This is a genomic window from Marinicella sediminis, assembly GCF_002000055.1.
Lineage (GTDB): Bacteria > Pseudomonadota > Gammaproteobacteria > Xanthomonadales > Marinicellaceae > Marinicella > Marinicella sediminis.
On the sequence record NZ_MVBD01000001.1, the window covers coordinates 225,588 to 252,289 of the forward strand.

At 50.2% G+C, this 26,702-nt stretch carries 28 protein-coding genes; 14 read left to right on the forward strand and 14 right to left on the reverse strand.

Translation table 11 applies throughout. The features are described 5' to 3' along the window. Positions 1-44: 44 nt before the first annotated feature. Genes leuB through B0475_RS01110 form a run of 4 tightly spaced genes read right to left on the reverse strand, consistent with a single transcriptional unit; the run spans position 45 to position 4,735 of the window. Complete coding sequence (gene leuB, locus B0475_RS01095) at positions 45-1,121, reverse strand: 3-isopropylmalate dehydrogenase (RefSeq protein ID WP_077409565.1); 1,077 nt, start codon at positions 1,119-1,121, stop codon at positions 45-47. After that, positions 1,118-1,726, reverse strand: a complete 609-nt coding sequence (leuD, locus tag B0475_RS01100; protein WP_077409566.1) for a 3-isopropylmalate dehydratase small subunit — start codon at positions 1,724-1,726, stop codon at positions 1,118-1,120. The genes leuB and leuD overlap by 4 nt, the downstream gene beginning before the upstream one ends. After that, positions 1,723-3,117, reverse strand: coding sequence for a 3-isopropylmalate dehydratase large subunit (gene leuC, locus B0475_RS01105; RefSeq protein ID WP_077409567.1), 1,395 nt, complete (start codon positions 3,115-3,117; stop codon positions 1,723-1,725). The genes leuD and leuC overlap by 4 nt, the downstream gene beginning before the upstream one ends. Before the next feature lies 1 nt (position 3,118). After that, the gene (locus B0475_RS01110) at positions 3,119-4,735 is read right to left on the reverse strand and encodes a homocitrate synthase/isopropylmalate synthase family protein (protein WP_157892581.1); all 1,617 of its coding nucleotides are present in this window, start codon (positions 4,733-4,735) and stop codon (positions 3,119-3,121) included. 969 nt (positions 4,736-5,704) lie between these two features. Here B0475_RS01110 and ilvE point away from each other — a divergent pair. From ilvE to ilvA, 6 genes are read left to right on the forward strand one after another with little or no spacing between them, the layout of a single operon-like run. Beyond that, a complete protein-coding gene (gene ilvE / locus B0475_RS01115) occupies positions 5,705-6,571 on the forward strand; it encodes a branched-chain-amino-acid transaminase (RefSeq protein WP_077409569.1) in 867 nt (288 codons plus the stop codon). After that, positions 6,571-8,352 (forward strand): dihydroxy-acid dehydratase, encoded by a 1,782-nt coding sequence (ilvD, locus tag B0475_RS01120; protein WP_077409570.1) that lies wholly within the window; start codon positions 6,571-6,573, stop codon positions 8,350-8,352. The genes ilvE and ilvD overlap by 1 nt, the downstream gene beginning before the upstream one ends. Next, positions 8,349-10,148, forward strand: coding sequence for a biosynthetic-type acetolactate synthase large subunit (gene ilvB, locus B0475_RS01125; protein WP_077409571.1), 1,800 nt, complete (start codon positions 8,349-8,351; stop codon positions 10,146-10,148). Before ilvD ends, ilvB begins: the two co-directional genes overlap by 4 nt. Further along, complete coding sequence (gene ilvN, locus B0475_RS01130) at positions 10,145-10,723, forward strand: acetolactate synthase small subunit (protein ID WP_077409572.1); 579 nt, start codon at positions 10,145-10,147, stop codon at positions 10,721-10,723. Before ilvB ends, ilvN begins: the two co-directional genes overlap by 4 nt. A gap of 16 nt (positions 10,724-10,739) precedes the next feature. Beyond that, the gene (gene ilvC / locus B0475_RS01135) at positions 10,740-11,786 is read left to right on the forward strand and encodes a ketol-acid reductoisomerase (RefSeq protein ID WP_077409573.1); all 1,047 of its coding nucleotides are present in this window, start codon (positions 10,740-10,742) and stop codon (positions 11,784-11,786) included. A gap of 5 nt (positions 11,787-11,791) precedes the next feature. Beyond that, a complete protein-coding gene (gene ilvA / locus B0475_RS01140; protein ID WP_077409858.1) occupies positions 11,792-13,066 on the forward strand; it encodes a threonine ammonia-lyase IlvA in 1,275 nt (424 codons plus the stop codon). Between the two features lie 91 nt (positions 13,067-13,157). On the opposite strand, the gene B0475_RS17770 is transcribed toward ilvA, so the two are convergent. The 5 genes from B0475_RS17770 to B0475_RS01165 all read right to left on the reverse strand — a co-directional run bounded on the left by B0475_RS17770 (position 13,158) and on the right by B0475_RS01165 (position 15,724). Beyond that, entirely contained in the window at positions 13,158-13,469 is a 312-nt protein-coding gene (locus B0475_RS17770) for a hypothetical protein (RefSeq protein ID WP_077409574.1), read from the reverse strand. A 15-nt stretch (positions 13,470-13,484) separates the two neighbouring features. After that, entirely contained in the window at positions 13,485-13,955 is a 471-nt protein-coding gene (locus tag B0475_RS01150) for a hypothetical protein (protein WP_077409575.1), read from the reverse strand. 233 nt (positions 13,956-14,188) lie between these two features. Continuing rightward, complete coding sequence (locus B0475_RS01155; RefSeq protein WP_198538061.1) at positions 14,189-14,389, reverse strand: hypothetical protein; 201 nt, start codon at positions 14,387-14,389, stop codon at positions 14,189-14,191. An 88-nt stretch (positions 14,390-14,477) separates the two neighbouring features. Then, on the reverse strand, positions 14,478-14,984 hold the full coding sequence (locus B0475_RS01160; protein WP_077409577.1) for a flavodoxin family protein: 507 nt from the start codon (positions 14,982-14,984) through the stop codon (positions 14,478-14,480). Further along, positions 14,981-15,724 carry a thioredoxin fold domain-containing protein gene (locus tag B0475_RS01165; protein WP_077409578.1) on the reverse strand — a complete coding sequence of 248 codons (744 nt, stop codon included), beginning with the start codon at positions 15,722-15,724 and terminating at the stop codon, positions 14,981-14,983. The genes B0475_RS01160 and B0475_RS01165 overlap by 4 nt, the downstream gene beginning before the upstream one ends. 252 nt (positions 15,725-15,976) lie before the next feature. Here B0475_RS01165 and B0475_RS01170 point away from each other — a divergent pair, with 252 nt between their 5' ends. Beyond that, positions 15,977-17,569, forward strand: a complete 1,593-nt coding sequence (locus B0475_RS01170; RefSeq protein ID WP_077409859.1) for an AbgT family transporter — start codon at positions 15,977-15,979, stop codon at positions 17,567-17,569. Between the two features lie 52 nt (positions 17,570-17,621). On the opposite strand, the gene folB is transcribed toward B0475_RS01170, so the two are convergent. The 4 genes from folB to B0475_RS01190 all read right to left on the reverse strand — a co-directional run bounded on the left by folB (position 17,622) and on the right by B0475_RS01190 (position 19,295). Beyond that, a complete protein-coding gene (folB, locus tag B0475_RS01175; RefSeq protein WP_077409579.1) occupies positions 17,622-17,975 on the reverse strand; it encodes a dihydroneopterin aldolase in 354 nt (117 codons plus the stop codon). A gap of 10 nt (positions 17,976-17,985) precedes the next feature. Beyond that, the gene (locus B0475_RS01180; protein ID WP_077409580.1) at positions 17,986-18,399 is read right to left on the reverse strand and encodes a hypothetical protein; all 414 of its coding nucleotides are present in this window, start codon (positions 18,397-18,399) and stop codon (positions 17,986-17,988) included. A 104-nt stretch (positions 18,400-18,503) separates the two neighbouring features. Beyond that, positions 18,504-18,965, reverse strand: coding sequence for a YiiD C-terminal domain-containing protein (locus B0475_RS01185; RefSeq protein WP_077409581.1), 462 nt, complete (start codon positions 18,963-18,965; stop codon positions 18,504-18,506). 12 nt (positions 18,966-18,977) lie between these two features. Next, positions 18,978-19,295, reverse strand: a complete 318-nt coding sequence (locus tag B0475_RS01190; RefSeq protein ID WP_077409582.1) for a hypothetical protein — start codon at positions 19,293-19,295, stop codon at positions 18,978-18,980. A gap of 119 nt (positions 19,296-19,414) precedes the next feature. On the opposite strand from B0475_RS01190, the gene B0475_RS01195 reads away from it, so the two are divergent. Genes B0475_RS01195 through B0475_RS01210 form a run of 4 tightly spaced genes read left to right on the forward strand, consistent with a single transcriptional unit; the run spans position 19,415 to position 22,761 of the window. After that, positions 19,415-20,437, forward strand: coding sequence for a sensor histidine kinase (locus B0475_RS01195; protein WP_157892589.1), 1,023 nt, complete (start codon positions 19,415-19,417; stop codon positions 20,435-20,437). After that, complete coding sequence (locus tag B0475_RS01200; protein WP_157892591.1) at positions 20,434-21,117, forward strand: LytR/AlgR family response regulator transcription factor; 684 nt, start codon at positions 20,434-20,436, stop codon at positions 21,115-21,117. The genes B0475_RS01195 and B0475_RS01200 overlap by 4 nt, the downstream gene beginning before the upstream one ends. Continuing rightward, positions 21,114-22,028, forward strand: coding sequence for a hydroxymethylbilane synthase (gene hemC / locus B0475_RS01205; RefSeq protein ID WP_077409585.1), 915 nt, complete (start codon positions 21,114-21,116; stop codon positions 22,026-22,028). The genes B0475_RS01200 and hemC overlap by 4 nt, the downstream gene beginning before the upstream one ends. A 4-nt stretch (positions 22,029-22,032) precedes the next feature. Then, the gene (locus B0475_RS01210) at positions 22,033-22,761 is read left to right on the forward strand and encodes a uroporphyrinogen-III synthase (protein WP_157892593.1); all 729 of its coding nucleotides are present in this window, start codon (positions 22,033-22,035) and stop codon (positions 22,759-22,761) included. Positions 22,762-22,766: 5 nt separating this feature from the next. Here the strand turns inward: B0475_RS01210 and B0475_RS01215 are convergent, their stop codons facing one another. Beyond that, the gene (locus tag B0475_RS01215; RefSeq protein WP_077409587.1) at positions 22,767-23,246 is read right to left on the reverse strand and encodes a hypothetical protein; all 480 of its coding nucleotides are present in this window, start codon (positions 23,244-23,246) and stop codon (positions 22,767-22,769) included. A gap of 164 nt (positions 23,247-23,410) precedes the next feature. Between B0475_RS01215 and B0475_RS01220 the strand changes: the two genes are divergently transcribed. The 3 genes from B0475_RS01220 to B0475_RS01230 are packed head-to-tail and all read left to right on the forward strand — an operon-like array spanning position 23,411 to position 26,655. Next, entirely contained in the window at positions 23,411-23,749 is a 339-nt protein-coding gene (locus B0475_RS01220) for a DUF2782 domain-containing protein (protein ID WP_157892595.1), read from the forward strand. A 4-nt stretch (positions 23,750-23,753) separates the two neighbouring features. Continuing rightward, positions 23,754-25,337, forward strand: a complete 1,584-nt coding sequence (locus B0475_RS01225; RefSeq protein ID WP_077409589.1) for an FMN-binding glutamate synthase family protein — start codon at positions 23,754-23,756, stop codon at positions 25,335-25,337. A 58-nt stretch (positions 25,338-25,395) separates the two neighbouring features. Beyond that, the gene (locus tag B0475_RS01230; RefSeq protein WP_077409590.1) at positions 25,396-26,655 is read left to right on the forward strand and encodes a dicarboxylate/amino acid:cation symporter; all 1,260 of its coding nucleotides are present in this window, start codon (positions 25,396-25,398) and stop codon (positions 26,653-26,655) included. Positions 26,656-26,702 lie beyond the last annotated feature (47 nt).

Genomic DNA, 26,702 nt, shown 5'->3' on the forward strand with positions numbered 1-26,702 from the left:
TTTGTGCGGTTGTGTGATGCATCACAAAACAACTGAATGTTCGTTCAGCTTGGGCTCAGTCTGGCGATCACTTCATCGGTGAATGCCCGGGTGCCGATGGCTTGTTCACCTGTCAGGCAGATGTCAGCGGTGCGAATACCGGCATCCAGGGTTTGTTCAATGGCGTGTTCGATGGCTGAAGCGGCCTCATTGCGTTGCAATGAATGACGCAACAACAATGCCAGAGACAACAGTTGGGCCATGGGATTGGCCACGTCTTTGCCCTGCAGTTGTGGTGCCGATCCACCTGAGGGTTCATACAATCCAAAACCATCGGCATTGAAACTGGCCGACGGCATCATTCCCAGGCTGCCGGGCAAGGCGCTGGCGGCATCGGATAATATATCACCGAACAGGTTACCTGTGGCAATGACATCAAACTGAGCCGGGTTGATGATCAGCTGCATGGCACAATTGTCGACCAGCATATGAGTCAGTTCGACCGAAGGGTATTGGCTGGCTACCTGGGTAAAAATCTGGCGCCACAACCTCGAAGTTTCCAGTACATTGGCTTTGTCCACCGAGACCAGTTGAGCTTTTCTTTGGGCGGCGGTCCGAAACGCTTCATGAGCCAGGTGACGAATCTGATTGGTGGTATAAGTGGCGACATCTTCGGCGATCAGCCCTGCATCTGATTCGAACGTGCGTTTTTCACCGAAATAGATGTCTCCGGATAATTCCCGTAGAATCAACACTTCATCACAACCTTCCAGGCGGGTATTCTTCAGCGGTGATAAATTCCGCAGGGCTGGAAAAATCCGGGCCGGCCGGTGATTAACTGATAAGTTCAGGTATTGACGCAAGGCCAATATGGAGTTCACTTCACAACCATGCCATTGTGGCAGATGAGACTGATCAACTGGGCCACCCACTGAACCGAATAACACCGCATCACTGCGATCAATCAATTCACGGGTGGCTTTTGGAAAATGGTCATTATGCTCAGCCCAGGCAGCGCCACCGATCAGGCCTGACTCATGAGTAACATCGGGTGCAACGGTTGTCAGAACCCGCAGGGTTTGTCTCATGACTTCCGGACCAACGCCATCGCCGGCCAACACCGCCATGTTAATCCGCTTCATGACAGTGCCCCAGCAAGTTGCAGAAAACACTGGCGTTGATCGGCATTTTGATGGTGTCTTTTGATGGCTGCCAAGTGATTCATCAGGTAATCCAGCTCATCCAGCCCCGCGGTGAGTACGTGTTGAAAAAACGGATTGATGGTGAATGGATGTTGCTGACCTCCGGCACAGAGGGTGGTTGTCAGTAAGTCGATGGTGACAGGGTGGTTGTCTTTGTGAGCCAGTGCCACCATCTGAGCACATACTGATTGATCAACGGTGATTAAAGGTAAATGATTTTTTTGCGCGTTGTTACTGAAAATATCAGCAAAAGAGGGCGCCACCACTGCCTGGATGCCAAGTTCCTGAATGGCCCAGACGGCGTGTTCACGGGATGAACCGCAACCAAAGTTATCACCGGTCACCAGGATGGTGGCGCTGGCAAAACGGGGCTGATTGAGGACAAATTCCGGATCAGCCTTTTTCAGCCGGGCAAAGGCGTGTTGACCGTAACCAGCCCGGCTGGTTTGAGTCAGGTGTTGTGCCGGAATGATGATGTCAGTATCGATGTCATTGAGCGGCATTGGTATGACGTTGCCGGTGATGGTTTTGATGGCAGCTTTCATGAGGCCTCCTGTTGATTCATTGTGGTGAGCTGGGTGGTGATGTGGCCGGCCACGGCACTCATTGCCACGGTGGCCGGAGAGGCCAGGTGGGTGATGCTACCGGTACCCTGCCGACCGATGAAGTTGCGGTTGGTGGTGCTGATACACCGGGCGCCAGCGGGCACCTGATCATCGTTCATACCCAGGCACATGGAGCAGCCGGGCATACGAAAATCAGCACCGGCCCTGGTGATGATCTGATCCAGACCTTCTTCAATGGCTTGTTGACGAACTGCTTCTGAGCCGGGGACCACATACATGGTGACATGTGGGGCGATGGTTTTTTGGTTGAGGATGCTGGCCACCACCCTGAGGTCTTCTATGCGGCCATTGGTACAGGACCCCACAAAGGCCCAATCAACGGGAACACCAGTCAGGGATTGTGCTTCTTTCAGACCCACATAATTCAATGCTGCCTGATCAGAACCAGGCCCATTGGGAATGCGCTGATCAATGGCAATGCTTTGTTCGGGGTTGGTACCCCAGCTGATCATGGGGGTTAATTGACGGATGTCCACGGTGACCGTTTTGTCATAGCCACAACCGGGATCACTGGCCCGGGACTGCCAGTGTTCAACGGCTTGTTGCCATTGCGCATCCGGCGGAGCGTAGGGACGTCCCTTGAGGTACCGGAAGGTGGTTTCATCCGGTGCGACCAAGCCTGCGACCGCCCCGCATTCAATGCTCATATTGCACAAGGTCATGCGTTGTTCCATGGATAAATCACGCACTGCCTGACCGGTGTATTCGATCACATGCCCGGTGGCGCCATCGATGCCTATATCGGCAATCAGCCGCAAAATCATGTCTTTGGCATAAACCCCCTGTGGCAATTCGCCATGGAATGCGACCTGCATGATTCCAGGCCGATTCATCAACAACGCGCCGGTGGCCATCACATGTGCCAGGGTGGAGGTGCCAATACCAAAAGCCAGCGCACCAAAAGCACCGTGTGTGGCTGTGTGAGAGTCGCCGCAAACCAGGGTCATGCCGGGCTGGGTAATGCCCAGTTCGGGGCCAATGACATGCACAATGCCTTGTCCTCCACTGTCAGGTTCACACAAGGTTATCTGCTGACGCTGACAGTTCTCACGCAGGGCGGCGATTTGTGCCCGGGCCTGTGGGTCTGTGATTCTTTGCCGGTCTGATCGGGTTGGAATGCTGTGATCTATGGTGGCCAGAAAACGACGGGGGTCATGTACCCCCAGGCCTCTGTCACCGAGCATCTGAAAGGCTTGAGCTGATGTTACTTCGTGCAGTAAGGCAAAGTCAATGGCCAGTACATCCGGAAAACCTTCCTGTTGATTGACCACGTGTTGTTGCCAGATTTTTTCAACTATATTCAAAGCCATATCAATCCCTCAACCCCACAGCCGCATGGCGTTCAGTCTGTATTGGCTGGCGGTAATGCCGCTGCACCAGAAATTGATTATAGGCATCAATCAGCGCTTTCAGGGCGGCCGTTTCGATGTCCTGGTCCTGGGCTTTGCCCTGGAAGTACTCATCGTCTGCAACCACAGTGATGGTGGCATGAGCCTTTGCATGTCGCCCGGGTTCGCGGGATTCGCTGCGGTATGATTGAATCTGACATTCACCAAACCGCTGTTGTAAAAACTGATGTAAAGCGGTGATCGCAGTGTCATCATCCTGGGCGATGAAGTGGATGTCCTCGGCTTGATCGAAGACCTTGGCCTGCATGGCAAAATGTTGTTTGTTTTTGATTCGTTCAAAGCCGATTTTTGCCACTTTGATGGGCGCACGAAAAGCAAAATATGCGGCCATGAATTCATCATCAGTCAGTCCTTTGCGTCGTTCTTTGTGGTGATCTTTGATGTATTGCATGATGGTTTGTCGCTCATCATCGGTGCAAACATAGCCGTGTTTTTGAATGATGGCCTGGGCATGGTTACTGCCACTTAAGGGGCCAAACACAAAGGAGATTTGCTGACCCACTTCGCTGGGGTTGAACGGCTGGTAAATGTGTGCATTGCGCAAGATGGCATTGGTGTGACCACCCGAAGAATGTTTGGCGGCGTTGTCGCCTCCGATGGGCCAATGCGGTTGCCGGGGTAACATGTTCTGGTGAACAAAATCAGAAATCCGCCGGATGTGTTTGCTGCGACATTGGCTGCGGTAAACTTCACCGGGCTGGCTGTGGCCAAAGGCATTGAGGTACATGATGCATTGTTCCAGGGCAACGTTTCCGGCACGTTCACCAATGCCATTGAAACAGCCTTCAATTTGGGTTGCCGGTCCTTCAAAAACTGCCCGCATGCTGTTGTCCAGTGCCAGTCCGAAGTCGTTATGACAATGCACCGACCAGGTGATGTCGCGATCAGGAAATTGTTCCCGCATGATGTGGGCATGCTGATTCATGTGGTTGACAAAATAGTCATCTCCCTGCAGATAACAGGCCCGGCCTATGGTGTCCGGACAATTGATGGTACTGGCTCCGGCATCAATCGCAGCACTGATCAAGTCAGTGGTGAATGCAAAATGATCACCCATTTGTGAATAAGCTTCCGGGCTGAATTCAACTTCCATACCCGCACCAACAGCCAGTTCTATCATGCCTTGAACATCGCGAAGGATTTGATTTTTGTCGTCGGCATAGGCACCCAAAGAGGCGGCCATTAACTCCGGCGCCACTGGCACGTACAGGTGCACAATGGCGCGCTGGCTTTTGACCAGTGGCGACAAAGCTTCAATGGTTTGCTCCACCTGAGCTTCGCGCAATTGACTCAGTGCTGCTACCTTGGGACTGCGGTTTTGGTGGGCATACATGCGGGCGATCTGGCTGACAATGGCATGGTCCTGTTCGCTGGCGCTGGGAAAACCGGCTTCCAGCACATCCACTTTGATCAGGCTGGCTAACTGAGCGTATTCAATGTTCTTGCTGTGGCTCATGCCGGCACCAGGGCATTGCTGTCCGTCACGTAAAGTGGTGTCAAAAATTTTAATCTGTTTCATCTGTTGTGCTCCTGCCATATGACGGAAATACCAAGATACGCATGACCTGGACTCAAGTCATGAATCTTCGAAAGCCCGTATTGGCTGGTTGGTTAATTAATTGGTTTTAAAGTGATGTTCTGGCAGGCAGAACAAGCCTTGTCTGGGGAGTTCGAAGATCAGATTCGAATCAGAATAAGTAGGCTTAGCAGGAGAATCAGGAGGGGAGTGTAAACAGTGGTGCTGGCATTTTGAGGGGTTTGGTAAACAGTTGGGCAGGCGGATGCCTGACGGTGGCTGGTGGTGCAATCGGGTCGTTTCATGACACGGCTCCTTGAGAAAATGTAATCAAAATGATGATGTGTTTGGCCATCCAAAACACATCGCCTTTTTCTAAGCTAACACAAGCCCATTGGATTTGTGAAGTTTTTTTTATAGACCCAATTGACATAAGTCGTGATTCAGGTTCTGGGTTCATTGTTGTAAACAATTCCATCTGACTGCTGAAAGATTGATTGTCCAAATGAGAGATGCAACAAGCCCCAAAAAAATAAATTCATTTTTTTTATGGGTTGGATTCAGTGAATTAATGGGACATGGTTTGATGGCTTAAATGACCATATATCATCTTTTCAAGCCTCTTTTCACGGGGTGGGACTTGTGACCGGCCTGTGCTGTAAGGGCCGATAACTTTTTAACATAAGGGTTGACATCCGATTTTATTTGCGGAAACATACGCCGAAACGGAGCCAAAGTTTTGGCCTATTATTTAACCAATTGAACACATAAACTGAACTGAAAAATCCAAATATGAACTTTATTGCCAACCTCATCAACAACGTCGTCGTGGTCATTCTAGTGATTATCGGCCCACGTGTGTGGTGAGTTCGGCAAACAATTGGTAACCCCAAAAAAAGCCCTTCTCACCAAGAAGGGCTTTTTTTTTACTTTAAATTTTACCACCAGGATAACTGCAAAAAAGAGCGAACCATGTACTACGATGACAACACAGTGATTTACCACAACGGCCAATGGTTACCAGCCACTGAAGCACGCACCGGCTTGTATCAGCAATCTTTTCACTACGGCAACGGCGTGTTCGAAGGCATTCGGGCATACGCCACCAGGCAAGGCAGTCAGATTCTGCGTGCCAGGGCCCATTATGAGCGGCTGCTGTACTCTGCCAAAACCATGTATCTGGAAGTCAGTCATACGGTGGATGAACTGATTGCCCTGAGTGAACAATTACTGGAAAAAAATCAATTGCGCAATGCTTACATCCGACCACTGATCTACAGTGATGAGAACATGGGACTGCAGCCCGAAAGTCGCTCCAATTTATTCATTTGTGCCTGGGACTGGGCACAGTACTTTGACACCGGACAATTGCGTGTCATGACTTCTCCATACCGACGACCGGATCCCCGTTCCTGTCATGTGGATGCCAAGGTCACCGGTCATTACGCGAATTCGATCCTGGCCATGAAGGACGCCAAAGTCAAAGGCTTTGACGATGCCTTGTTGCAGGATCAGCAAGGCTATGTGGCGGAAGCCACTGGTGCCAACTTTTTTGTGCAGCGTGATGGGGTGCTATACACCCCGCCCAAAGGAAATATCTTACCGGGCATCACCCGCACCATCGTCATGGAACTGGCAGCAGCCAATGGCATACGGGTGGAAGAAAAACACTTTACCCCAGAATGGATCTACGGTGCTCAGGGGGCTTTTCTGACCGGTACAGCAGTCGAAGTCAAGGCCATAGCCACCGTCGATGAACAGCCATTTTCGCTGCCCTGGAAAGACACCTTCGGGGCCTTGCTGCAACAGCAATTTCAACAAAAAGTACGGGCTGCCTGATGAATGAGTTGAACCCCTATTCGAAAGCAGTCACCCAGGATGACTCACAACCGGCGGCCAAAGCCATGCTGCATGCCATAGGTCTGACGGCTGATCAATTAAAACAACCTTTTGTGGGCATTGCCTCAACCGGCTACGATGGCAACCCCTGTAACATGCACCTCAATGACCTGGCCGGGCACATCAAACAAGCCGTTAATCAACGGCCCCTGAATGGTTTGATTTTCAACACCATTGGTATTTCTGATGGCATTTCCATGGGCACTTCAGGCATGCATTACTCATTGCCTTCACGTGATTTGATTGCCGATTCGATGGAGACGGTGGTGGCGGGTATGCACTACGATGCCTTGATCACGGTGGTCGGTTGCGACAAAAACATGCCGGGAGCGATGATGGCCATGTTGCGTTTGAACCGTCCATCGGTGCTGGTCTACGGTGGGACCATAGCTTCAGGCTGTCATGCCGGCAAAAAACTGGATGTGGTGTCTGCTTTTGAAGCCTGGGGTGAAAAAGTCAGTGGTCGCATCGGTGATGACGAATATCAGCAAGTGATCCAGAAGGCCTGTCCCGGGGCCGGAGCCTGCGGTGGTATGTACACTGCCAATACCATGGCATCGGCCATCGAGGCGATGGGGATGAGTTTACCGTATTCCTCCTCCAACCCGGCCATCAGTGAAGACAAAGCCGCAGAAATGCATGGTTTGGGAGCGGTCATTGAGGGACTGATTACACACAACATCAAACCCCGGGACATCGTCACCCGTGAAGCGTTGGAGAATGCCTTTAAGCTGATCACCGTGCTGGGTGGCTCAACCAATGCGGTGTTGCATTTGTTGGCCATAGCCGATGCCGCGCGGGTTGATTTCACGCTCGATGACATGCAGGCGATCAGTGACCAGACTCCATTTCTGGCTGACCTCAAACCCAGTGGCCAATACCTCATGGAAGACCTGCATCGGGTCGGCGGAGTGCCGGCGGTGATGAAATACATGTTGAAACTGGGTTGGCTGGCTGGCGACTGCCTGACGGTGACCGGCCGTACGCTGGCTGAAAACCTGGCTGAAGTTCAGTCGCTGGCAGCCGGACAAAGCGTGATCCGGCCGGTTGGTGAACCCATCAAAAAGACTGGTCACATCCAGATCCTCAAAGGCAATCTGGCCAGCGATGGTGCGGTGGCTAAGATCACCGGTAAAGAAGGTGAATATTTTCAAGGCCCGGCCCGGACATTTGACAGTGAACAGCAGTTGAATGATGGCCTGGCCAACGGTCAGGTGAAAGCTGGGGATGTGGTGGTGATTCGTTACGTTGGTCCCAAAGGTGGTCCGGGTATGCCGGAGATGCTCAAACCCACTTCAGCCATCATCGGTGCCGGACTGGGAGATCAGGTGGCATTGATCACCGATGGCCGCTTTTCCGGTGGTACCCATGGCTTTGTGGTTGGTCATGTAACACCTGAAGCACAGGTGGGTGGTGCCATTGCCCTGCTGGAAGACGGTGATGTGATCACCATTGATGCCCGCAGCAGACAATTGAATGTCTCCCTTTCACAAGCTGAATTGCTGGAAAGACAGGCCCGATGGCGGGCACCAGCCAGCCCATTTGACCGTGGTTATCTGGCCAAATACGCCCGTCAGGTGTCATCGGCATCAACCGGTTGTCTGACTGATTTACCGCTCAGCAACCAGCCTGATGGTAAAGAAAAACCAGCGGCCATCACCCTGAATCTGGTGTCAGCCGAAGTGATCAACAATGAACAGACTAACGGAGGTGTGTCATGAAAAATGCGTCCATCACCACCTGTAATCGAGTGGCTGAAATCAAGGATCACCAACCCTCTTCAGATCACATCCCCGGATCAGAAGCGATCATTCGTTGTTTGCTTGCCGAAGGTGTCAGGCATGTTTTTGGGTATCCGGGAGGAGCGATCATGCCAACCTACGATGCCCTCTTGGATCATGAACATGAAATGCAGCACATTCTGGTGCGTCACGAACAAGGTGCGGTCCACGCCGCACAAGGATATGCCCGGGCCAGTGGTGAGGTGGGGGTGTGCATTGCTACATCCGGGCCAGGAGCCACCAATCTCATCACAGGTATTGCTGATGCATACCTGGATTCCACGCCACTGGTGTGCATCACCGGACAGGTTTTTGCTCATTTGCTGGGCAGTGATGCATTTCAGGAAATCGATATTCTGGACATTTCGATGCCGGTGACCAAGTGGAATTTCAAAGTCACCAGGGCCAGCGAAATTCCGGCAGCTCTGGCCAAGGCATTTTACCTGGCACGCAGTGGCCGACCCGGCCCGGTTTTGGTTGACATCACCAAAAACGCCCAGGTGGATGATTTTGATTTCTGTTATCAGCCTTGCCGTGAAGTGGCCAGTTATGAACCCAGCCCAACGCCCAGTCAATGGTCCATGGCCCAGGCTGCCAACCTGATCAATACAGCAAAAAAACCACTGGTGGTTTTCGGTCAGGGGGTGGTGCTTGGAGGCGCTGAGGAGGCTTTTATCGAATTTGCCAGTCGTACCGGAGCGCCATTGGCTTCTACGGTATTGGGCTTATCGGCAATTCCGAGCGATCATCCTCAATATGTGGGCATGTTGGGTATGCATGGAAACTATGCGCCCAACAAGCTGACCAATGAGTGTGATGTGTTGATTGCCATCGGGATGCGCTTTGATGATCGTGTGACCAGCAATCTGGCGCATTACGCCAAACAGGCACAGGTGGTGCATTTTGAAATCGATCCCAGTGAAGTGAATAAAAATGTCACCGCCGATGTGGCGGTGATGGGGGATGTGAAAGAGACCCTGCCGCAGGTGCTTAAGTTGATTGAACAGCGAGCACATCCTCATTGGCTGAGTCGGTTCAGACAACTGCATGAGATTGAACATGAGCGCATCATCCGCCATGACCTCAATCCGGCAGGAGAAGACATCAACATGGCCGAAGTGCTGGCCGCCATCAATCACCGCAGTCAGTCAGCCATCCTGGTTACTGATGTAGGCCAGCATCAGATGGTCACTTGCCGGTATGCGCATTTTCAGCAAACCCGCAGTCTGATCACATCCGGTGGTCTTGGCACCATGGGCTTTTGTCTGCCAGCGGCCATTGGCGCTCAGCTGGCTTGTCCTGAACGTCAGGTGATCGGTATCGTTGGCGATGGTGGGGTGCAGATGACCATTCAGGAACTGGGCGTACTCATGCAACATCAGTTGCCAGTCAAGCTGGTGATTCTGAATAATCAATTTCTGGGCATGGTACGTCAATGGCAGGAATTGTATTTTGATAAACGCTATGCGTCGACTGAACTGAGCAACCCAGATTTTGGTTTACTGGCTGATGGCTATGGCATCGTCAATCAACGGGTCACGGACCGTGATCAACTTGATCAGGCGGTACAGGACATGCTCATTCATCCCGGCGCTTATGTGCTCGAGGTGCGGGTGGCCAAACAGGACAATGTGTTTCCCATCATTACTCCGGGTGCTGCTGTTGCGGATATGTGCCTGGGTGTGGCAACTGATAACGAACAACAAGCAGATCAAAACCAGGAGCAGAAGGGATGAAAAGAACCCATCATTTTGCCATTGATTCCAATGATCAGGCGGGCATTCTCAACCGCATCACCGCGGTGTTTTCACGGGTCAATCTGAACATTGAATCATTGTCGGTGTGTGAAACCGCTGAACGCGGTGTCTTTCGTCACAGTGTGCAGGTGTTTTGTGATCAGGCCATGGCCAAACGCCTGAGTAAACAGCTGGAACGTCAGATTGAAGTCATCCGGGCAGGGTTTTTACCTGCAGATGAATTGATTCAGCAGGAAGTGGCTTTATACAAGATAGCTTCCAGCTCGATGCTGGAGCAAACCCTGGCTGAGCAGATCATCCATCGCCACCATGCGCGGGTTTTGAGTATGAACAGTGAGTACACCGTGATTGAAAAAACCGGTAGCCGGGTTGAGAGTCAGGCTTTGCTGGATGACTTAGCACCCATTGGGGTACTCGAATTTGTGCGCTCAGGACCGGTCAGCATCAGTAAACCCATGACTGCAGGTACATCGGCGGCAGACATGTCTTTTTTTAAACAAAGTGCCACCTGCGACACCCATCAGGGTGACGGGGTGGAGCCCAACAATCATTGATAAAGAGGAATCAAATATGGCACAACTGAATTTTGGCGGTACCCTGGAAGAAGTGGTCACCCGTGAAGAATATCCATTAACCAAGGCCCAACAGTTTATGGCCGGTAAAACCATCGCCGTGCTGGGTTACGGGGTGCAGGGTCCTGGTCAGGCGCTGAACCTGAAGGACAATGGCTTTCAGGTCATTGTCGGACAACGCAAGGGCTCGGCATCCTGGGACAAAGCGCTGGCCGATGGCTGGCAGGAAGGCGAAGACCTGTTTGAGTTGGCTGAAGCTGCCAAACGGGCCGATGTGGTGATGAACCTGTTGTCAGACGCCGGCCAGATCGAAGCCTGGCCAACCATCAAAGCCAACCTGCAAGCCGGCGATACACTGTACTTTTCCCATGGTTTTGGAGTTACTTTCAATCAACAAACAGGTATTGTTCCACCAAAAGATGTGGATGTGGTGCTGGTGGCACCGAAAGGCTCCGGTCGGTCGCTGCGTACACTATTTCAACAGGGTAAAGGGCTGAATTCAAGTTATGCAATTTTTCAGGACGTCACCGGTCATGCCAAAGAAACCGCCACGGCATTGGGTATTGGGGTGGGTTCCGGTTACCTGTTTGAAACGGACTTTAAAAAGGAAGTATATTCTGATCTCACCGGTGAACGGGGCATTCTGATGGGTGCGATTGCCGGCTTGTTTGAAGCACAATACAATGTATTGAGAAAAAATGGTCATTCACCGTCCGAAGCGTTCAATGAAACCGTAGAAGAGCTGACTCAGAGTTTGATGCCCCTGGTGGCTGATAATGGCATGGACTGGATGTACGCCAATACTTCAACCACCGCTCAGCGGGGGGCACTGGATTGGCGACACCGTTTTCGCGAAGCCAATACGCCCCTGTTTGAAGAATTGTATGCCAGCGTTGCCAGTGGCGAGGAAGCACGGGTTGTGATTGCGGCCAATCAACAGGCGGATTATCGACAGAAGCTGAATCAGGAATTAGAAGCCCTGCGTAACTCAGAATTGTGGCAAACTGGTCAGCAGGTCAGAAAACTGCGTCCGGAAAACGGTTGAGCCTGATGACTTCAGTCGCCCGCAATTTTTCTCAATCAGTGCCCACAGTCGATGTTGCTGCAGCCAGCCGGCGGCTTGACGGTGTGGTGAACCAGACACCATTGATGGCCAATCAGACTTACAGTGAATTGTTGGGCGCTGAGGTTTTTTTAAAACGCGAGGATCTGCAAATGGTGCGGTCCTATAAAATCCGGGGTGCTTACAACAAAATTGCGGCCTTGCGCGAAGCCCAGCCTGATCTATCCCATGTGGTGTGTGCCAGTGCCGGTAACCACGCTCAGGGTGTGGCTCAGACCTGCCGTCTGCTGGGTGTCCAGGCAGCGGTCTATATGCCAGTCACCACACCTCAACAAAAAATTGAGCAGGTCAGGATGTTTGGCGGCGATCAGGTGGAGTTGGAATTGGTTGGCGACACTTTTGATGAAGCCCAGGACCAGGCGATGGCCTTCAGTGAGGCCAATCACCATCCGTTCATTCATCCATTTGATGACCCCGATATCATTGCCGGTCAGGCGACCATTGGTTGTGAGATTCTGCAACAGACTGACCAGGCCATTGATTATCTGTTTGTGCCCATTGGCGGAGGTGGGCTGGCATCCGGTTTGATAACGATTTTTAAACAACAGTCGCCACAAACCCGCATCATTGGTGTAGAGCCGGCGGGTGCCGCCTCAATGACAGCGGCTTTGCAGACTGGCGAAATCACCCGCCTGACCCACATTGACCGCTTTGTTGACGGTGCAGCGGTTCAGCAAGTGGGTCAACATACTTTTTCCGTTTGCCGGGAAGGGCTGGATGATGTGCTCAGTGTACCGGATGGGTTGATTTGTCAGACTTTGCTGAACTTATACAACAAAGACGCCATCGTGGTGGAACCGGCAGGGGCATTGTCACTGGCCGGGTTGTACAGTTTCCGGGAGCAGATTCGTGGCAAACGGGTGGTTTGTTTGTTATCGGGCAGCAACAATGACATCACCCGGATTGAAGAAATCCGTGAACGGGCCTTATTGTACGGCGGGCTGAAGCACTATTTTCTGGTGCGGTTTCCGCAGCGGGCAGGAGCCCTGAAAGAATTTGTCGCCGACATCCTTGGACCGACCGATGACATCACTTATTTTCAATACCAGAAAAAACACAGCCGTGAACATGGACCGGCAGTGGTGGGGATTGAGCTCAGATCACAGGCGGATTTTGAACCTTTGATGGCACGCATGAAAACCGGTGGGTTTTTCAATGATTACCTGAACAACCAGCCCGAGCTTTTTTCCATGTTGTTGTGAGGGGTAAACACCCGGTCTCTTACTTTCGTCATCCTCGGGCTTGACCCCGGGATCCATTGGTTGTCATTGATGATTAAGTTGCCTCAACGGGTTAGCCTTTTTTATGGAATTTGATTTTAAAAGGTTGACCCTCATATTTTTTTGCAATTTCCGAATAGCATTCTGCGATCGATTTGATTTGTTCAAATTCAAAAATAAAGGTTGCCAGAAAGCCGCTTATAAAACCATTGTTTTTACTGTGGACTTCAACCAGTTCAGCAGCCTGTTCCGGGTGGTATATATGCTGATAATAACTTCTTGCCTGTTTTTCATTGCTGAAAATGAATAACAGCTCTATCCCCACTTCCTTTTGGCAAGGAAAGGTTTGTTTGGCCAGTATGAAACTTTGAGTTAAATCATCCATCACAAAGTATAGTCATCAGATTGAGTTCTTCGGGAAAGATGCCACATCTCTTAGACTGCCACTGGTTATGTCATGGTAAATATCTGATGGGTCTTCAGGCAGTTTCTCATAATCAAATCTGTTGTATATATCCCGAAATCCAGGATGATGTTCTGTTAGGATTTTTTCAAACCATACAGCTTGAACAGGTTCATCGTCCATGTATCTGAGGGCATTAATAAGGGAAATGTAATCAGATTCAGATAAGCTTTCGGCAAAGTTAGGTTCGGGTAAGAGGTCAATACCGACGAATTCCTCTGCGCACATTTCGACGTCAAAATCTCCCAATGAGTGACAACTGGATGTGAGTGCGTTGTATTCGCTCAATACAGATTTTTTATCTGAGCAACATGTATGACCAATCAATTGGTCAGCTAACTCAACAGCCCGTTTGAATGTTTTTCGATCGGGGTTTGGTACATCGAACTTTTGAGGTATTGCAGCCATAAAACACATTATATGTAAATAAGTGTTTGAGAGAGGAGTTGATTGGGAATACCTGGGGCTTATGGTTTGATATTTTTCAAGTTATGGCTTTTAAACCCTCAATAAACTCAAGAACTCAAGGGAGTCAGAAATACATGACTGCTTCACACAAGGGTTTGTTTACCAACCGATAAAGAATGTACGATCACCATAACTTACAATGATCAATATAAAGCCAATAGATTCAGTCGACTTCAATATTCGCCGGTCATTTTGGCCAGGATGCGTCGGGCTTCCTTGAGTTGTTTCATCAACAATGGAATTTTCTGACGGTCGCCACCAAAAGATGCATTCGATAGCTCATTTTCCATGTCCAGAATGGTTTTTTGCAAAAATTGTACGTTGGGATCCTGGTTTTCTGACATGTCTTTGGCTGGCAGCATGGCTTTAATCAATGAATGAGTGCGCGGTATGGTAGCCGAAAGCCTGTTAAAAATCCCGTAGAATTTAAGAAAAATACCAGCAGATGTCAAAATTTGCGGCTCAGTCAACAGTTTTCAAGGTGTTTACCAACGGCATAAGTTGCTCTGCTATAGGGAGCTGTTCATCCATTCCCAGTATCACATGCTGATCACCAAGGTATTGCATGCCCAGATAATCGGCAGACAGTTTAAAGGGCAGGTCAAAACCAGGCGGCTGTCTGTCATTGCTGACACTGAGCGCAGCCAGGCGCATGCCCCGAAATTGCCGTCCCGTGTCTTTTTCAATCCTGAGGCAATCAGAGATCCGGTCAAAGAATCGTTTCATCAGTGCACTCATGGTGTACCAGTACACCGGTGTGGCCATCACCCATTGATCATATCCGCTGACCACCCGACGGATGGTGGGCAGAAAATCATCCTCCAGGTTACGTGACTGGTAGTCATAATCGCTGAATTCAAGTGTGGCCAGATCCAGTACATGAAAGCCGGTGAGTTTGACCAGGCTTCGGACAGCCGCAGCGGTGTCGCCATCGCTGCGTGATGAACCCATGATGATCAAACCTTTCATTGTGTCTTGGGTTTGCTGCGTTCGATGCGTTGCTGCATGGCCTCAGCCGGCAAATAACCGGTCATCGAGCCATCATTCAGCACAACCGCCGGAGTACCGACTTTGTGGATGCCGGCAGCCAGTCCCAGATTGAATTGTGACTCTATGGGGTTGGGACACATCAATGGTTTGAGTGCCACGCCATTTTTTGCATCGGTCATGGCTTTTTGCTGGTCGGTGGCACACCACACATTGACGGCCTTCTGGTGTGAGGCGGTGTTCAGGCCGGACCTGGGGAAAAACAGATAACTTACGCCAATTCCCAAATCATTGTATTGGCTGATTTCCTGATGCAATTTTCGGCAATAGCCACAGTCGATGTCGGTAAAAACAGTGATGTGATCGGTCATTTGCTGCGGTATGAAATCAATGGTTTTATGGGTTTTTTTGAATTCAGCCAACACCTCGAGTCGCAAAGAGTTTTCAGTCATTTCAGTGAGGTTCTCTCTTGATTTAAGGTTCATGAGCTGACCGCTGAATACATGTTCTCCATCTTCACTGAGGTAGACGATTTGTTGGTTTTGTTCACCCTGGATGATCACTTCCCGGATGCCTTTTACGGGGGTGTCATTGATGGCTTTTACCGTAACGGACTGGTTGCTTAGCTGTTCAATGGCCTGTTGTATTTTGGTGGCCTCAGACTGTTGTTCTGCCTGGACCGACCAGGTGGTAGCCAATAATAATGTAGTCGATATTTTCATGTTGTTTCCCTCTGTGTCATGTCATTAAAAGAAGTCAGTTTTCCGGTTGCCAGAAACCCAGGGTATGGTTGACAAATGTGACTGGCCAGGTAATCACCGACGATGTTGTTGTTGAAGATGTGACTGCTGACTAACAGATAGGTTCCCTGCATTTGACAGCGATTCGTAACAGTTGACAGCAAAAGCGGTTGAAAATCATTCGTACATCATCAACAATGTGGGCTGTTTTTATGAATTTCACAGGAGTTGACTTTGACCACTGACATCAATAACCCGCAGGAAAACCCGGAAAACAAAGGTTGGTTTGCGAAATTTCTGGCCACCGTTGAGTGGCTGGGTAATTTATTACCACACCCGATCACCTTGTTTGCCCTGTTCTGTTTATTCATTGTTTTATTCAGTGGCTTTGCCGAATGGATCGGCATGAGCGTACCTGATCCACGCCCGGAAGGATCATCCAAGCGGGAACTCGATGGCCTGATTCAGGTTAATTCGTTGATGTCAGCTGAAGGGTTGCGGTGGATCGTACAAAATCTGGTCACCAATTTCACTGGTTTTACTCCCTTGGGTACGGTGCTGGTGGCACTGCTTGGAGTCTCTGTGGCAGAACATTCAGGGATGTTGTCGGCTTTGATGCGATCTTTGGTCATTGGAGCTTCCAAACGGATGGTCACCGTCATGATTGTGTTTGCCGGCGTGGTGTCCAACACCGCTTCTGAATTAGGTTATGTGGTGTTGATTCCAATGGCAGCATTGATTTTTCATTCACTGGGGCGTCACCCGTTGGCAGGTTTGGCTGCTGCGTTTGCCGGTGTATCTGCTGGCTACAGCGCCAATTTGTTGATCGGTACGGTTGATCCATTGTTGTCAGGAATCACCCAGGAAGCTGCACAAATGTTGGATCCTGGCTACCTGGTGGGCGCTGAAGTCAACTGGTATTTCATGATGGCCAGTACGTTTTTGATCGTCATCATGGGTGCTTTTGTGACTGAAAAAATTGTCGAGCCCAGATTAGGGCCTTACAACAGCGACGAAGCCAGTATTGAATTGGGCCAGCAAACAGTGGACGCAGTCACTGCCGCGGAGAAAAAGGGCTTGCGGATGGCCGGACTGAGTTTTTTAATCATCTGTGCAGTACTGGCACTGACCGTGGTTCCCGAGTGGGGAGTCCTGCGTAACCCAGACACCGGTGGGGTGAAGAATTCGCCCTTCCTGAAAGGCATCGTGGTTTACATCTTTATCACCTTTGCCATTCCGGGTTTTGTTTATGGCAAGGTGGCCGGTACCATGAAAAGTGACCGGGACGTGATTGATGCCATGAGTAAGGGTATGAGCAGTATGGGAATGTATATAGTGCTGGTGTTCTTTGCTGCGCAGTTTGTGGCGTTCTTCAAATGGACCAATCTGGGTACCGTGATGGCGGTCAAAGGGGCTGCTATGTTGCAAATGCTGGGTCTGGATGGCCCCATGATTTTTGTGTTCTTCATCATGGTGTGTGGAATGGTCAACCTTTCTCTGGGCAGTGCTTCGGCTCAGTGGGCGGTGACGGCTCCAATTTTTGTGCCTATGCTGATGCTCATTGGTTATGCCCCGGAAACCATACAAGCGGCCTATCGTATTGGTGATTCGGTCACCAATGTCATCACCCCGATGATGAGTTATTTTGGCTTGATTCTGGCGGTTGCCACTCAGTATAAGAAGAATCTGGGTATAGGTACATTGATCGCAACCATGTTGCCTTACAGCATCATCTTTTTTGTTGGCTGGACACTGTTGTTCTACTTGTGGGTGTTTGTGCTTGGATTTCCTGTCGGACCAGGGGCTGCCACTTACTATAATCCCTGAAGTTCACAACCCGATTGATTCAACCACTTGCCTTGGGCAGGTGGTTGAGTGATCATTGTTTCCAGCGATTGATTTGAATGCCGACGGTTTCGGTGTTGGCCACGGCATTGGGTTTATAGAGGGTCAGTTCAATCTGTTCACAAGCAAATTCGTTGAGCACCACTTCGGTCACAGCTTCTGCCAGGGCCTCAATCAATTCATAGCGGGTTGACGCCACAAAGTGACTGACACGCTCGCAAACTTTGAAGTAGTCCAACGCATCCCTGATGTCATCGCTTTGTGCAGCTGGCAAGCAATCAAAGGATAAATCCATGTCCAGCCAAACGGGTTGTTTTTGCTGTTTTTCATAGTCATGTATGCCAATGATGGCATCTACCTGCAGCTTTCTGATGAGGATCTTATCCATCTGGCAGATTTTATTGGTGGTGAACCAAATCGGGTAAACCGGACATCAGCCACCAACGCTTGGCGTCATCGTCGTATTTCCAGACTTGTTGGTCGACCACCACCCGTTCTCGTTTGGTGTGGATGTTATAGAATTTGATCTGAACATTTTGCAAGATGGTGTCATCGGTTTCACCAGGCAAAATTGGTGAGGCAATATAGGAACTGATGTTGAATTGTCTGAGCCGGTCGATGTCCAGTCTGCTGGGTTGGTCGTCATCATCCATGTCCGGGCTGAAGTAAGACATGGCATTGTCATACTGTGCCCAGCGCATCACTTTCTCATATTGATAAAGGGTGTGGTCAAGCGATTGTTTTTTGCTCATCCGCCCGCCACATGCGCTGATCAGTGAACAAATAATGATGGTGATGATGATTTTTTTCATGTCGCTGACCTGCTGGTTTCAATGCGTCAAGTATGACACAACAGCCATTAAAAAAAAATTAAAAAGTGAAGCCTGCAACTGCCGGATTTTGCACTGACTGCGGACTAAGTGTTTTGTCCCAACACCACAAATCCACCCTGCATGCTTGAACATTTTTCATTGTGTTGGTTATGGACAACACAGTCAACACTGATTTTAACGGGCCTTCTGCTGGTTTTGAGCTGGGCTATGAGCTTGTCCCAGTCATGTTCATCACTGAGCGCAGCGGTGATGTTCAGGTCATCGGTTTGGGCTTTGTGCCATCGGGTCTTGGCCTGATGTATCACCACGTCATTGTGCAAACCATGGTGTTCCAACTGACTTTTGATCAAAGACCAACCACAAATGGTCATCAGCGCTGAGCTGCTACCGCCAAACACTGTTTGCTTGTCATTGATGTTCGGGCCAATCGGAGCCAGGGCTTGGATGGAATGGGTGTTGATTTCACACAACTTGAGTTGCATGTATTCAACCATGGGAATTTCAGCATACAAAAAGGCCTGAAAAGCCTCAACAGAAATGGTCATGAATGATGTTTTTTACTGACGAACAGGATTGCGTAGTTTAGCAGGAATCAGGATGTCAAACATGTTGCCGAGTCCAGATTCTTTTTTGGCTGTTTCAGCAGGTATTTCATCGTTTTCCGATTGGCTGCTTTCCGGCGGCTCTTCTTCGACTTCAGCCTGTAATCGCAAACGCGCTTCTGCCACGGTGATTTGCGCCGGTTTGCTGACTTCATCCTGCAGGGATGTGGCATTCATTTTGGGTTTCAGAACATCTACCTGACATGACACATCACCCGCGTGGCTGATGCCTGCCAATGTCAAACAAATGATGATGATAAATGCCTGTTTCATGTCCCGATGAAAAATAATATCTACTAAAGCTTTAGGATTTTTCTATAAAATAAGTGATAAATCAACAAAAACGATTAATTTTTGAACATTTTTACCCAATTCCAGTTAAATTGATGTGTATGAACCCAAAAACTGCCCAACATTTTGCATGGTTATCAGATTTTTCTCAACCTGAACGCATCTTCACAGTGATCGTGGTGGCAGAGATCATGGTGGTGATCTATTCACTTAGTTTTCTCAATTTAACTTTCAACTACCTCAATGAGTTAGCCATGCTCAGCTTGTTGGCTCAGTTGATCGCCATCAGCGTCATCATATTACTGGCCAAAGTGCAGCAGCCATTAAACCGCCTGCCGGTGATCCCGGGGTTGCTTATGGTGGTGTTGCTGACCGTCTTGTTGGCCGTTATTTATACCCGGTTGATGGTTTGGATGGATGACGTATTGCAATTTGGTTTGTTCAGCGATCCCACGTTAACCACGGTGCGCATAGCGCTGGCAACCACACTCACACTCCTGGCATTGTTGCGCTATTTTTATGTTCAGGATCAGTGGGCCAGCCAGCTACAAGCTTTGTCCAAGGCACAAATGCATGCTTTACAGGCCAGAATCAAGCCGCACTTTCTTTATAATTCTTTGAATTCGATTGCCTCATTGATCGCCTTTGACCCGCCAGCTGCTGAGCGGGCCGTATTGAATTTATCCGGACTGTTCCGCAAAGCCTTTGCCAACAAAAAAGGCAGCATGACCACCTTGGCAGAAGAGTTGGAGTGGGTTGAACAATACCTGGCAATAGAAAAGCTCAGGCTGATGGACCGGCTGTCCTGTCGATGGCAAGTCGATGAGTCACTGTTGAGCCAAAAAATACCCATGCTGACCATTCAGCCATTGGTAGAAAATGCCGTGATACATGGCATTCAGCACTTGTCTGGTGGCGGCGAAATCCATTTACAGGTACAATCGCTGAATGATGGTTTTTTCATTGAAGTCAGCAATCCAGTGAACCCCGGAAAACAACAAGCTGGCACCGGTACCGGACTGGATAACATCCAACAGCGGTTGCATCTGACTTATGCAGACCGCCTGCGTTTTTCAGTCAATCAGGGAGACCGGTTTGTGGTGCGCTGGGAGGTTCGTTGGTGAAGGTACTGATTGTTGATGACGAGCCATTGGCCAGAATGCGACTGAAGCACATGCTTAATCACCTGCAGATGGACGATATCCTGGAGGCCAGCCATGGCCAGGAAGCCATCTCCCTGGCAGCCAGTCAGTTGCCTGAATTGATTTTCATGGACATTGAGATGCCTGAACTCAATGGTGTGGAAGCAGCCAGAACGATTCGTGAAAAACACCCCAGCATACCCATTGTTTTTTCCACAGCCCATGATGACTTTGCTTTGCAGGCTTTTGATCTGGCGGCGGCCGATTATTTGTTGAAGCCCTTATCCATTGAACGGCTCAAACAGGCATTGGAACGGGTTGGGGTGGCAGATTGCGGAGAAAAGCTGACAGTAAAACGGGGCAATGATGTGATAAGGGTTGCAGTTGATGACATCATCTGTATGATTGCCGAGGATAAATATGTAACGGCTCACCTGAGTGACCAGACCCTGATCCTGGATCAGAGCCTGGCTGAACTGGAGGCCATGAGTAACCAGTATCTGCGCATCCATCGAGGTTGCCTGGTGAATGTGAATTACCTGCGGGGAATTCATCTTAATCAGGATCATAAACCGACTGCCTTGCTTGAGCAGTTGGATGTCAGGCCGGTGATTTCCAGAAGACAACTGCCTGCAGTAAAAAAACTGATAAAACAATTATGAAAGACACCATCACCATTGCCACCAGAGAATCCGCTCTGGCGATGTGGCAAAGCGAATTTGTGGCTGCTCAGATCGAAGCCCATACACCCTTCAAAACCCAACTGTTGCCGATGACCACCGAGGGTGATCAACGGCTGGAAGTGACCCTGAATAAGATTGGCGGCAAGGGATTGTTTCTCAAAGAGTTGGAGCAGGCCATGCTGGATGGCCGCGCTGATATTGCAGTCCATTCCATGAAAGATGTACCCGCCGATTTACCGGCCGATTTCCAGATCTGTGCGGTGTTCCCCAGGGCTGATGAAAGTGATGCCTTTGTTTCTAATCAATTCCAGCAACTGGCTGAATTACCTCAGGGTGCGGTGGTCGGCACGTCCAGTCTCCGCCGTCAGGCACAGTTACTGGCCGTCCGTCCGGATTTAACCGTCAAGCCTTTGCGCGGTAATGTCAACAGTCGCTTACAAAAGCTGGATGATGGTCTTTATGACGCCATTATTCTGGCCTCAGCCGGCCTGATAAGGCTGGGCTTTGATGCACGGATTAACAGCCGACTCACTGCACCTGATTGGTTGCCGGCGGTCTCACAAGGGGCGGTTGGCATTGAATGCCTGCACACAGATGCTGAGCTGGCGGCCGCGCTGCAGGTGCTGGCAGACGAGCACACCTGGCAATGTGTCAGGGCTGAGCGGGCGCTTAACCTCAAACTCAATGGTTCCTGTTCCGTGGCGATAGGTGCCCTGGCCAGTTATCAGCCAGATGACACCATTGCCTTGAAAGCCGGGGTGTTCTCACCTGACGGCAGCCGCACCATCACCGCTCGTCAGCAAGGCTATGACCCGGTAAAACTGGGTGGCTATGTGGCAGATGATTTACTCAACCAGGGAGCCGAAGAAATTCTGGCACTGGCTGACTGACGTCATGACCACAGTCATCCTTACCCGTCCTCAGAATCGTGTCAGGCAAACAGCTGCGGTTTACCAGGCGGCGGGGTTTCGGGTTCACCTGTCACCGGTGTTTGACCTCAGGCTCAACCCCATGGTGCGCCCTGAATGGCTGTTCATGGCAGCAAATACCTGGGTCATCCTCAGTGTCCATGCCCTGCGTTTCACTTTGCAAGTTGCTCCAAACTGGCACCCGGATTCAGACACCCGGGTCATTGCCGTGGGTCCTGCGGTACAACAAGCCTGGCAAAAACATTTTGATCACCCGATTGAATACCACCCACTGATGAACTCAGAAGGGGTGATTAAACTGTTGCAACAACAACCGGCAGGGTCCGTTAAAATCCTCACCAATCGTGATGGACGTGGCCTGATCAGAGCGCATTGCATGACAGAAGGCATCAGTTATCAGCAAATCAACATCTATGAGCGCATTTTGCTGCCACTTGATCTGGCGGCTCTGCAGGATTTGTATGCGCTTGAAACACCTGTGCTGACCGCCACCAGTGGCGGAATCTTACAGGCCTGGTTCAGTCAATTGAAAGATGAGTTAAAGTCTCAGGTATTGTCAGCCCCGCTGGTGGTGGGCGCCGGGCGCATTGCTGAGGTGGCCACAGACATGGGTTTTTCTCATCTGGTGGTGGCCAGGAACCCGACGGATGAAGCCATGTGTGCTGCGTTGTCAGACCTTACGGCAAATCATTGAAGTGTTCAGAGAAAGTCAGCCGGGCTGGCTCTGCGCCATTCGGTTTGGCTGACCAGATAGCTGTCACCGACTTTTTCAAAAGTGACCTCAAAACGCACCAGATCACCCCTCAGGGTTGGTAAGTCAGTCAGGCTGAAAGCGGTTCCAGCAACCGCCACCGCCACCGTCACAATGGCTTGTTCATCGCCATCGTTCAGCCAGTTGATGTCTTTGACTGACTGATGGACATGCACATTCTTATTCCGCAACAGACGGATGCGCAATAACCGCTCGGCGTCTTTTTTACCCCACCCCCTGCCGGGGCTGACAAAATCATCACTGACCTGGTCCATGAAATCATCGAGGCGTTTATCTTCAATGGCAGATTCCATGTATTGCAGGGTATTGAGTAAGCGGGTTTGTTTGTCTGCAGGCGGTTTGTCAGCGCACCCTGAGAGCGTCATCAGACCAAAGGCCAAGACACTGAAGGTGAAGGTAATTTTCATGCTTAATCCGGAAAAACAGATGAAATGGAGACAGCGCTCATTGTATCATGTTTGAAAGGGTTCGAAACAACGCTCAGAATTTTGTCAGAAAAGTTGTGTCGCAGGGGTCAGAGTCATTTAGTCAGGCTGTTATTCAGCCTGTATCAACCAAGAGGAGAGCAACCATGAAAACATCACTGATCACTGGCTTGTTGTGTTCGTCTGGCCTGTTATGGGCGCAGGCTGATACCGACCAGTCCAAAACCACTCCCCCACCTCAGGAAACCCTTGGGCAACTCACCCAACCGGTTGAGGATGCCACCAGCATCAAAGTCATTGTTGAAAAAAACCAAACCATTGAAGAGTACCGCCAGAAAGGTGAATTAATTCTGGTCAAAGTCATTCCCAATGATGGGACGCCCTATTTTATCGACCCGCTGGAGCGTGATAAACTGCAAGGTTCAGGTCGTGACCTGATCAACTCCGGGGTCAAACCTGTGCGCTGGGTCATCAAGGAGTTTTGATGTCATGACGGTCAGACAGCAATTTGTGGTGGCACTTGTGGTGGTGCCGGTTCTGGTTGTGCTTTGGGCACAGTACTGGCCGCCTGCATGGTGGGCGTTTGTGGTGATTGGTCCATTGGCGTTGCTGGGCTTGCACGACATGCTGCAAACCAGGAAAACCATCCTCAGGCTGTATCCTGTACTGGGCCATTTTCGCTATATCCTGGAGTCATTCCGCGTAGAGATCCAACAGTATTTCATTGAGTCAGACCTCAATGGTACACCGATACCCAGGGAATTCCGGGCATTGGTTTACCAACGTGCCAAAGGCCAGAAAGACACTCGCCCATTCGGAACCATTATGGATGTGAACCGGGATGGTTATGAATGGATTGATCATTCTGTGGCGCCAAGCCATGTTGATCAGGCGGATTTACTGGTACAGATAGGCGGACCTGATTGTCAGCAACCATATGCCGCCCAACCGATGAATATTTCTGCGATGAGTTTTGGTTCGCTCAGCCGAAATGCCATTGAAGCCCTTAACCTGGGCGCCAGGATCGGAGGCTTTGCACACAACACCGGTGAGGGCGGAATCAGTCCTTATCACACCAAACATGGCGGTGATCTGATTTTTCAGTTTGGTACCGGTTATTTTGGTTGTCGCAATCAGCAGGGTGATTTTGATGGAAAGTTGTTTCAGCAAAAAGCCACTTCAAAGCAGGTTAAAATGATTGAGATCAAGTTGTCTCAGGGTGCCAAACCCGGACATGGTGGTATCCTACCTGCGGTTAAACTGACAGCAGAAATTGCTGAAATCCGGCATGTGCCCATGGGGCAGGATGTGCTCTCACCACCGAACCACAGCGCATTCAATAACCCCAGAGAGTTGTTGTTATTTGTTCAGGAGCTCCGTCAGCTTTCTGGTGGGAAACCCATTGGCTTTAAGATGTGCTTGGGTAAACGCAGTGAATTTCTGGCGATTTGTAAAGCCATGCTGGAAACTGGCATTAAACCCGATTTCATCACCATAGATGGCAGTGAGGGCGGCACCGGGGCGGCACCCATCGAATTCACCAACTCAGTCGGAACGCCCCTCAAGGATGCCCTGATCACAGTGAATAATGCACTGATTGGCACCGGTTTGCGGCAGGACATCACAGTCATAGCTTCAGGTAAAATCCTGTCTGCCTTCCATTTGCTCAAAGCCCTGGCGCTGGGGGCCGATGCAGTGAACTCGGCGCGGGCAATGATGCTGGCCCTGGGGTGTATTCATTCGCGGGCTTGTAACACCGACCATTGTCCCACTGGTATTGCCACCCAGGATCCGGCCAGGGTCAAAGGTCTGGTGGTGAAAGACAAAAGTCAGCGGGTGGCCCGTTACCACCGACAAATGATGAAGAACCTCGCTGAATTATTGGGTGCAGCAGGCTTAAACTCACTGTCTGAATTAAAGCCGGCTCACATCAATCATCGCCTGCAGGGGACACTGGTAAAAAACTATGAAGAGATGTTTCCCACCCTGGAAACTGGCAGCTTATTGGATGCAGAGCAGCGACCACCTGCCTGGGAGGCTGACTGGCAAAGGGCCAGAGCTGATCGCTGGTGAGGGTGCATTGTGTGGCATAATCAGCTATCATAAGAACACTTTTTCCGACTGAACCCCTATGACATTAACCAAAAAAATCATCATCTTCATGGTGGCTGGCGCATTGCTTGGCCTGACCATCAATCTGTCCGGTCTGAATGAAAACCCATGGGTCAGTGAATACCTGATCAATGGTCTGTTTCATGTCATTGGGCAGTTATTTATCCTGTCATTGAAGATGTTGGTCGTGCCACTGGTGTTCGTTTCCCTGTTCTGCGGTACAACGGCTTTGCGGGACCCGGCCATGTTGGGTTCCATCGGTGGGCGAACCCTGGGCTTTTACCTGTTGACCACAGCCCTGGCACTGGGCATAGCCCTGACATTTGCCTTACTGATCGGGGTGGGTGTTGGAGCCGATATTTCAACCAACCCAGGCTACGTGGCCAAAGAAGGTAAAAGCTTCATTGATGTGATTCTCAGCATCATTGATAACCCAATCGCAGCGATGGCCGAAGGTAATTTACTGGCGGTGATTGTATTCTCGATCCTGTTGGGCCTTTCTGCCACCATGGCAGGCAAGGCAGGTGAGCAGGTGATCGATTTCTTCAAAGCCTTCAACGAAGTGATCATGAAACTGGTGATGCTGATCATGCATTTTGCCCCTTATGCGGTGTTTGCCATTCTGGCCAAGGTGCTTTCCGAACTGGGTCTGGATGCCATCCGGGCATTGGCCGGTTATTTTTTCACGGTGCTGGCGTTGTTGATTTTTCATGCCCTGGTGGTTTATCCGCTGCTGCTTAAATTATTGTCAGGACTGAATCCGCTGACATTTCTCAGGAAAATGGAAGCCGCGGTGACATTCGCCTTTGGTACATCCAGTTCCAATGCCACCATACCGGTGACCTTACGCACGGTCACTGAACGACTGGGTGTAAGTAAGTCTGTGGGGTCATTCACCATTCCTTTTGGTGCCACCATCAACATGGATGGCACAGCCATCATGCAGGGTGTGGCCACGGTATTCATTGCCAATGCTTATGGGGTGGATTTGAACTCCACCCAGATACTGATGGTGGTGCTGATGGCAACCCTGGCTTCAATTGGTTCAGCAGGGGTGCCCAGTGCCGGATTGGTGATGTTGCAGGGTGTGCTGTTACAGGCAGGATTACCGATCGAAGGCATTGGTATGATTCTGGGTATAGACCGGTTGCTGGACATGACCCGTACTGCGGTGAACATCACTGGTGATTCTGCAGTGACCTGTATTGTTGCCAAATCCCAGGGGCAACTTGATCAATCGGTATATGACGATCCGAATGCCGGGGTGATTAAAGAATAGAATGGTGTTGACAATCATTCTCATTAGCGTTTAAAATACAGCCATTG

Coding starts and splice junctions, on each gene's coding strand:
- ilvE (WP_077409569.1), top strand. CDS start 5,705: ATGTACTACGATGACAACACAGTGATTTACCACAACGGCCAATGGTTA.
- B0475_RS01180 (WP_077409580.1), bottom strand. CDS start 18,399: ATGAAAAAAATCATCATCACCATCATTATTTGTTCACTGATCAGCGCA.
- B0475_RS01220 (WP_157892595.1), top strand. CDS start 23,411: ATGAAAACATCACTGATCACTGGCTTGTTGTGTTCGTCTGGCCTGTTA.
- ilvA (WP_077409858.1), top strand. CDS start 11,792: ATGACTTCAGTCGCCCGCAATTTTTCTCAATCAGTGCCCACAGTCGAT.
- B0475_RS17770 (WP_077409574.1), bottom strand. CDS start 13,469: ATGGATGATTTAACTCAAAGTTTCATACTGGCCAAACAAACCTTTCCT.
- folB (WP_077409579.1), bottom strand. CDS start 17,975: ATGGATAAGATCCTCATCAGAAAGCTGCAGGTAGATGCCATCATTGGC.
- B0475_RS01110 (WP_157892581.1), bottom strand. CDS start 4,735: ATGAAACAGATTAAAATTTTTGACACCACTTTACGTGACGGACAGCAA.
- ilvC (WP_077409573.1), top strand. CDS start 10,740: ATGGCACAACTGAATTTTGGCGGTACCCTGGAAGAAGTGGTCACCCGT.
- B0475_RS01185 (WP_077409581.1), bottom strand. CDS start 18,965: ATGACCATTTCTGTTGAGGCTTTTCAGGCCTTTTTGTATGCTGAAATT.
- B0475_RS01215 (WP_077409587.1), bottom strand. CDS start 23,246: ATGAAAATTACCTTCACCTTCAGTGTCTTGGCCTTTGGTCTGATGACG.
- leuD (WP_077409566.1), bottom strand. CDS start 1,726: ATGAAAGCTGCCATCAAAACCATCACCGGCAACGTCATACCAATGCCG.
- B0475_RS01195 (WP_157892589.1), top strand. CDS start 19,415: ATGAACCCAAAAACTGCCCAACATTTTGCATGGTTATCAGATTTTTCT.
- B0475_RS01230 (WP_077409590.1), top strand. CDS start 25,396: ATGACATTAACCAAAAAAATCATCATCTTCATGGTGGCTGGCGCATTG.
- hemC (WP_077409585.1), top strand. CDS start 21,114: ATGAAAGACACCATCACCATTGCCACCAGAGAATCCGCTCTGGCGATG.
- B0475_RS01150 (WP_077409575.1), bottom strand. CDS start 13,955: ATGGCTGCAATACCTCAAAAGTTCGATGTACCAAACCCCGATCGAAAA.
- ilvN (WP_077409572.1), top strand. CDS start 10,145: ATGAAAAGAACCCATCATTTTGCCATTGATTCCAATGATCAGGCGGGC.
- leuB (WP_077409565.1), bottom strand. CDS start 1,121: ATGAAGCGGATTAACATGGCGGTGTTGGCCGGCGATGGCGTTGGTCCG.
- ilvD (WP_077409570.1), top strand. CDS start 6,571: ATGAATGAGTTGAACCCCTATTCGAAAGCAGTCACCCAGGATGACTCA.
- leuC (WP_077409567.1), bottom strand. CDS start 3,117: ATGGCTTTGAATATAGTTGAAAAAATCTGGCAACAACACGTGGTCAAT.
- B0475_RS01160 (WP_077409577.1), bottom strand. CDS start 14,984: ATGAAAGGTTTGATCATCATGGGTTCATCACGCAGCGATGGCGACACC.
- B0475_RS01165 (WP_077409578.1), bottom strand. CDS start 15,724: ATGAAAATATCGACTACATTATTATTGGCTACCACCTGGTCGGTCCAG.
- B0475_RS01210 (WP_157892593.1), top strand. CDS start 22,033: ATGACCACAGTCATCCTTACCCGTCCTCAGAATCGTGTCAGGCAAACA.
- B0475_RS01225 (WP_077409589.1), top strand. CDS start 23,754: ATGACGGTCAGACAGCAATTTGTGGTGGCACTTGTGGTGGTGCCGGTT.
- B0475_RS01190 (WP_077409582.1), bottom strand. CDS start 19,295: ATGAAACAGGCATTTATCATCATCATTTGTTTGACATTGGCAGGCATC.
- ilvB (WP_077409571.1), top strand. CDS start 8,349: ATGAAAAATGCGTCCATCACCACCTGTAATCGAGTGGCTGAAATCAAG.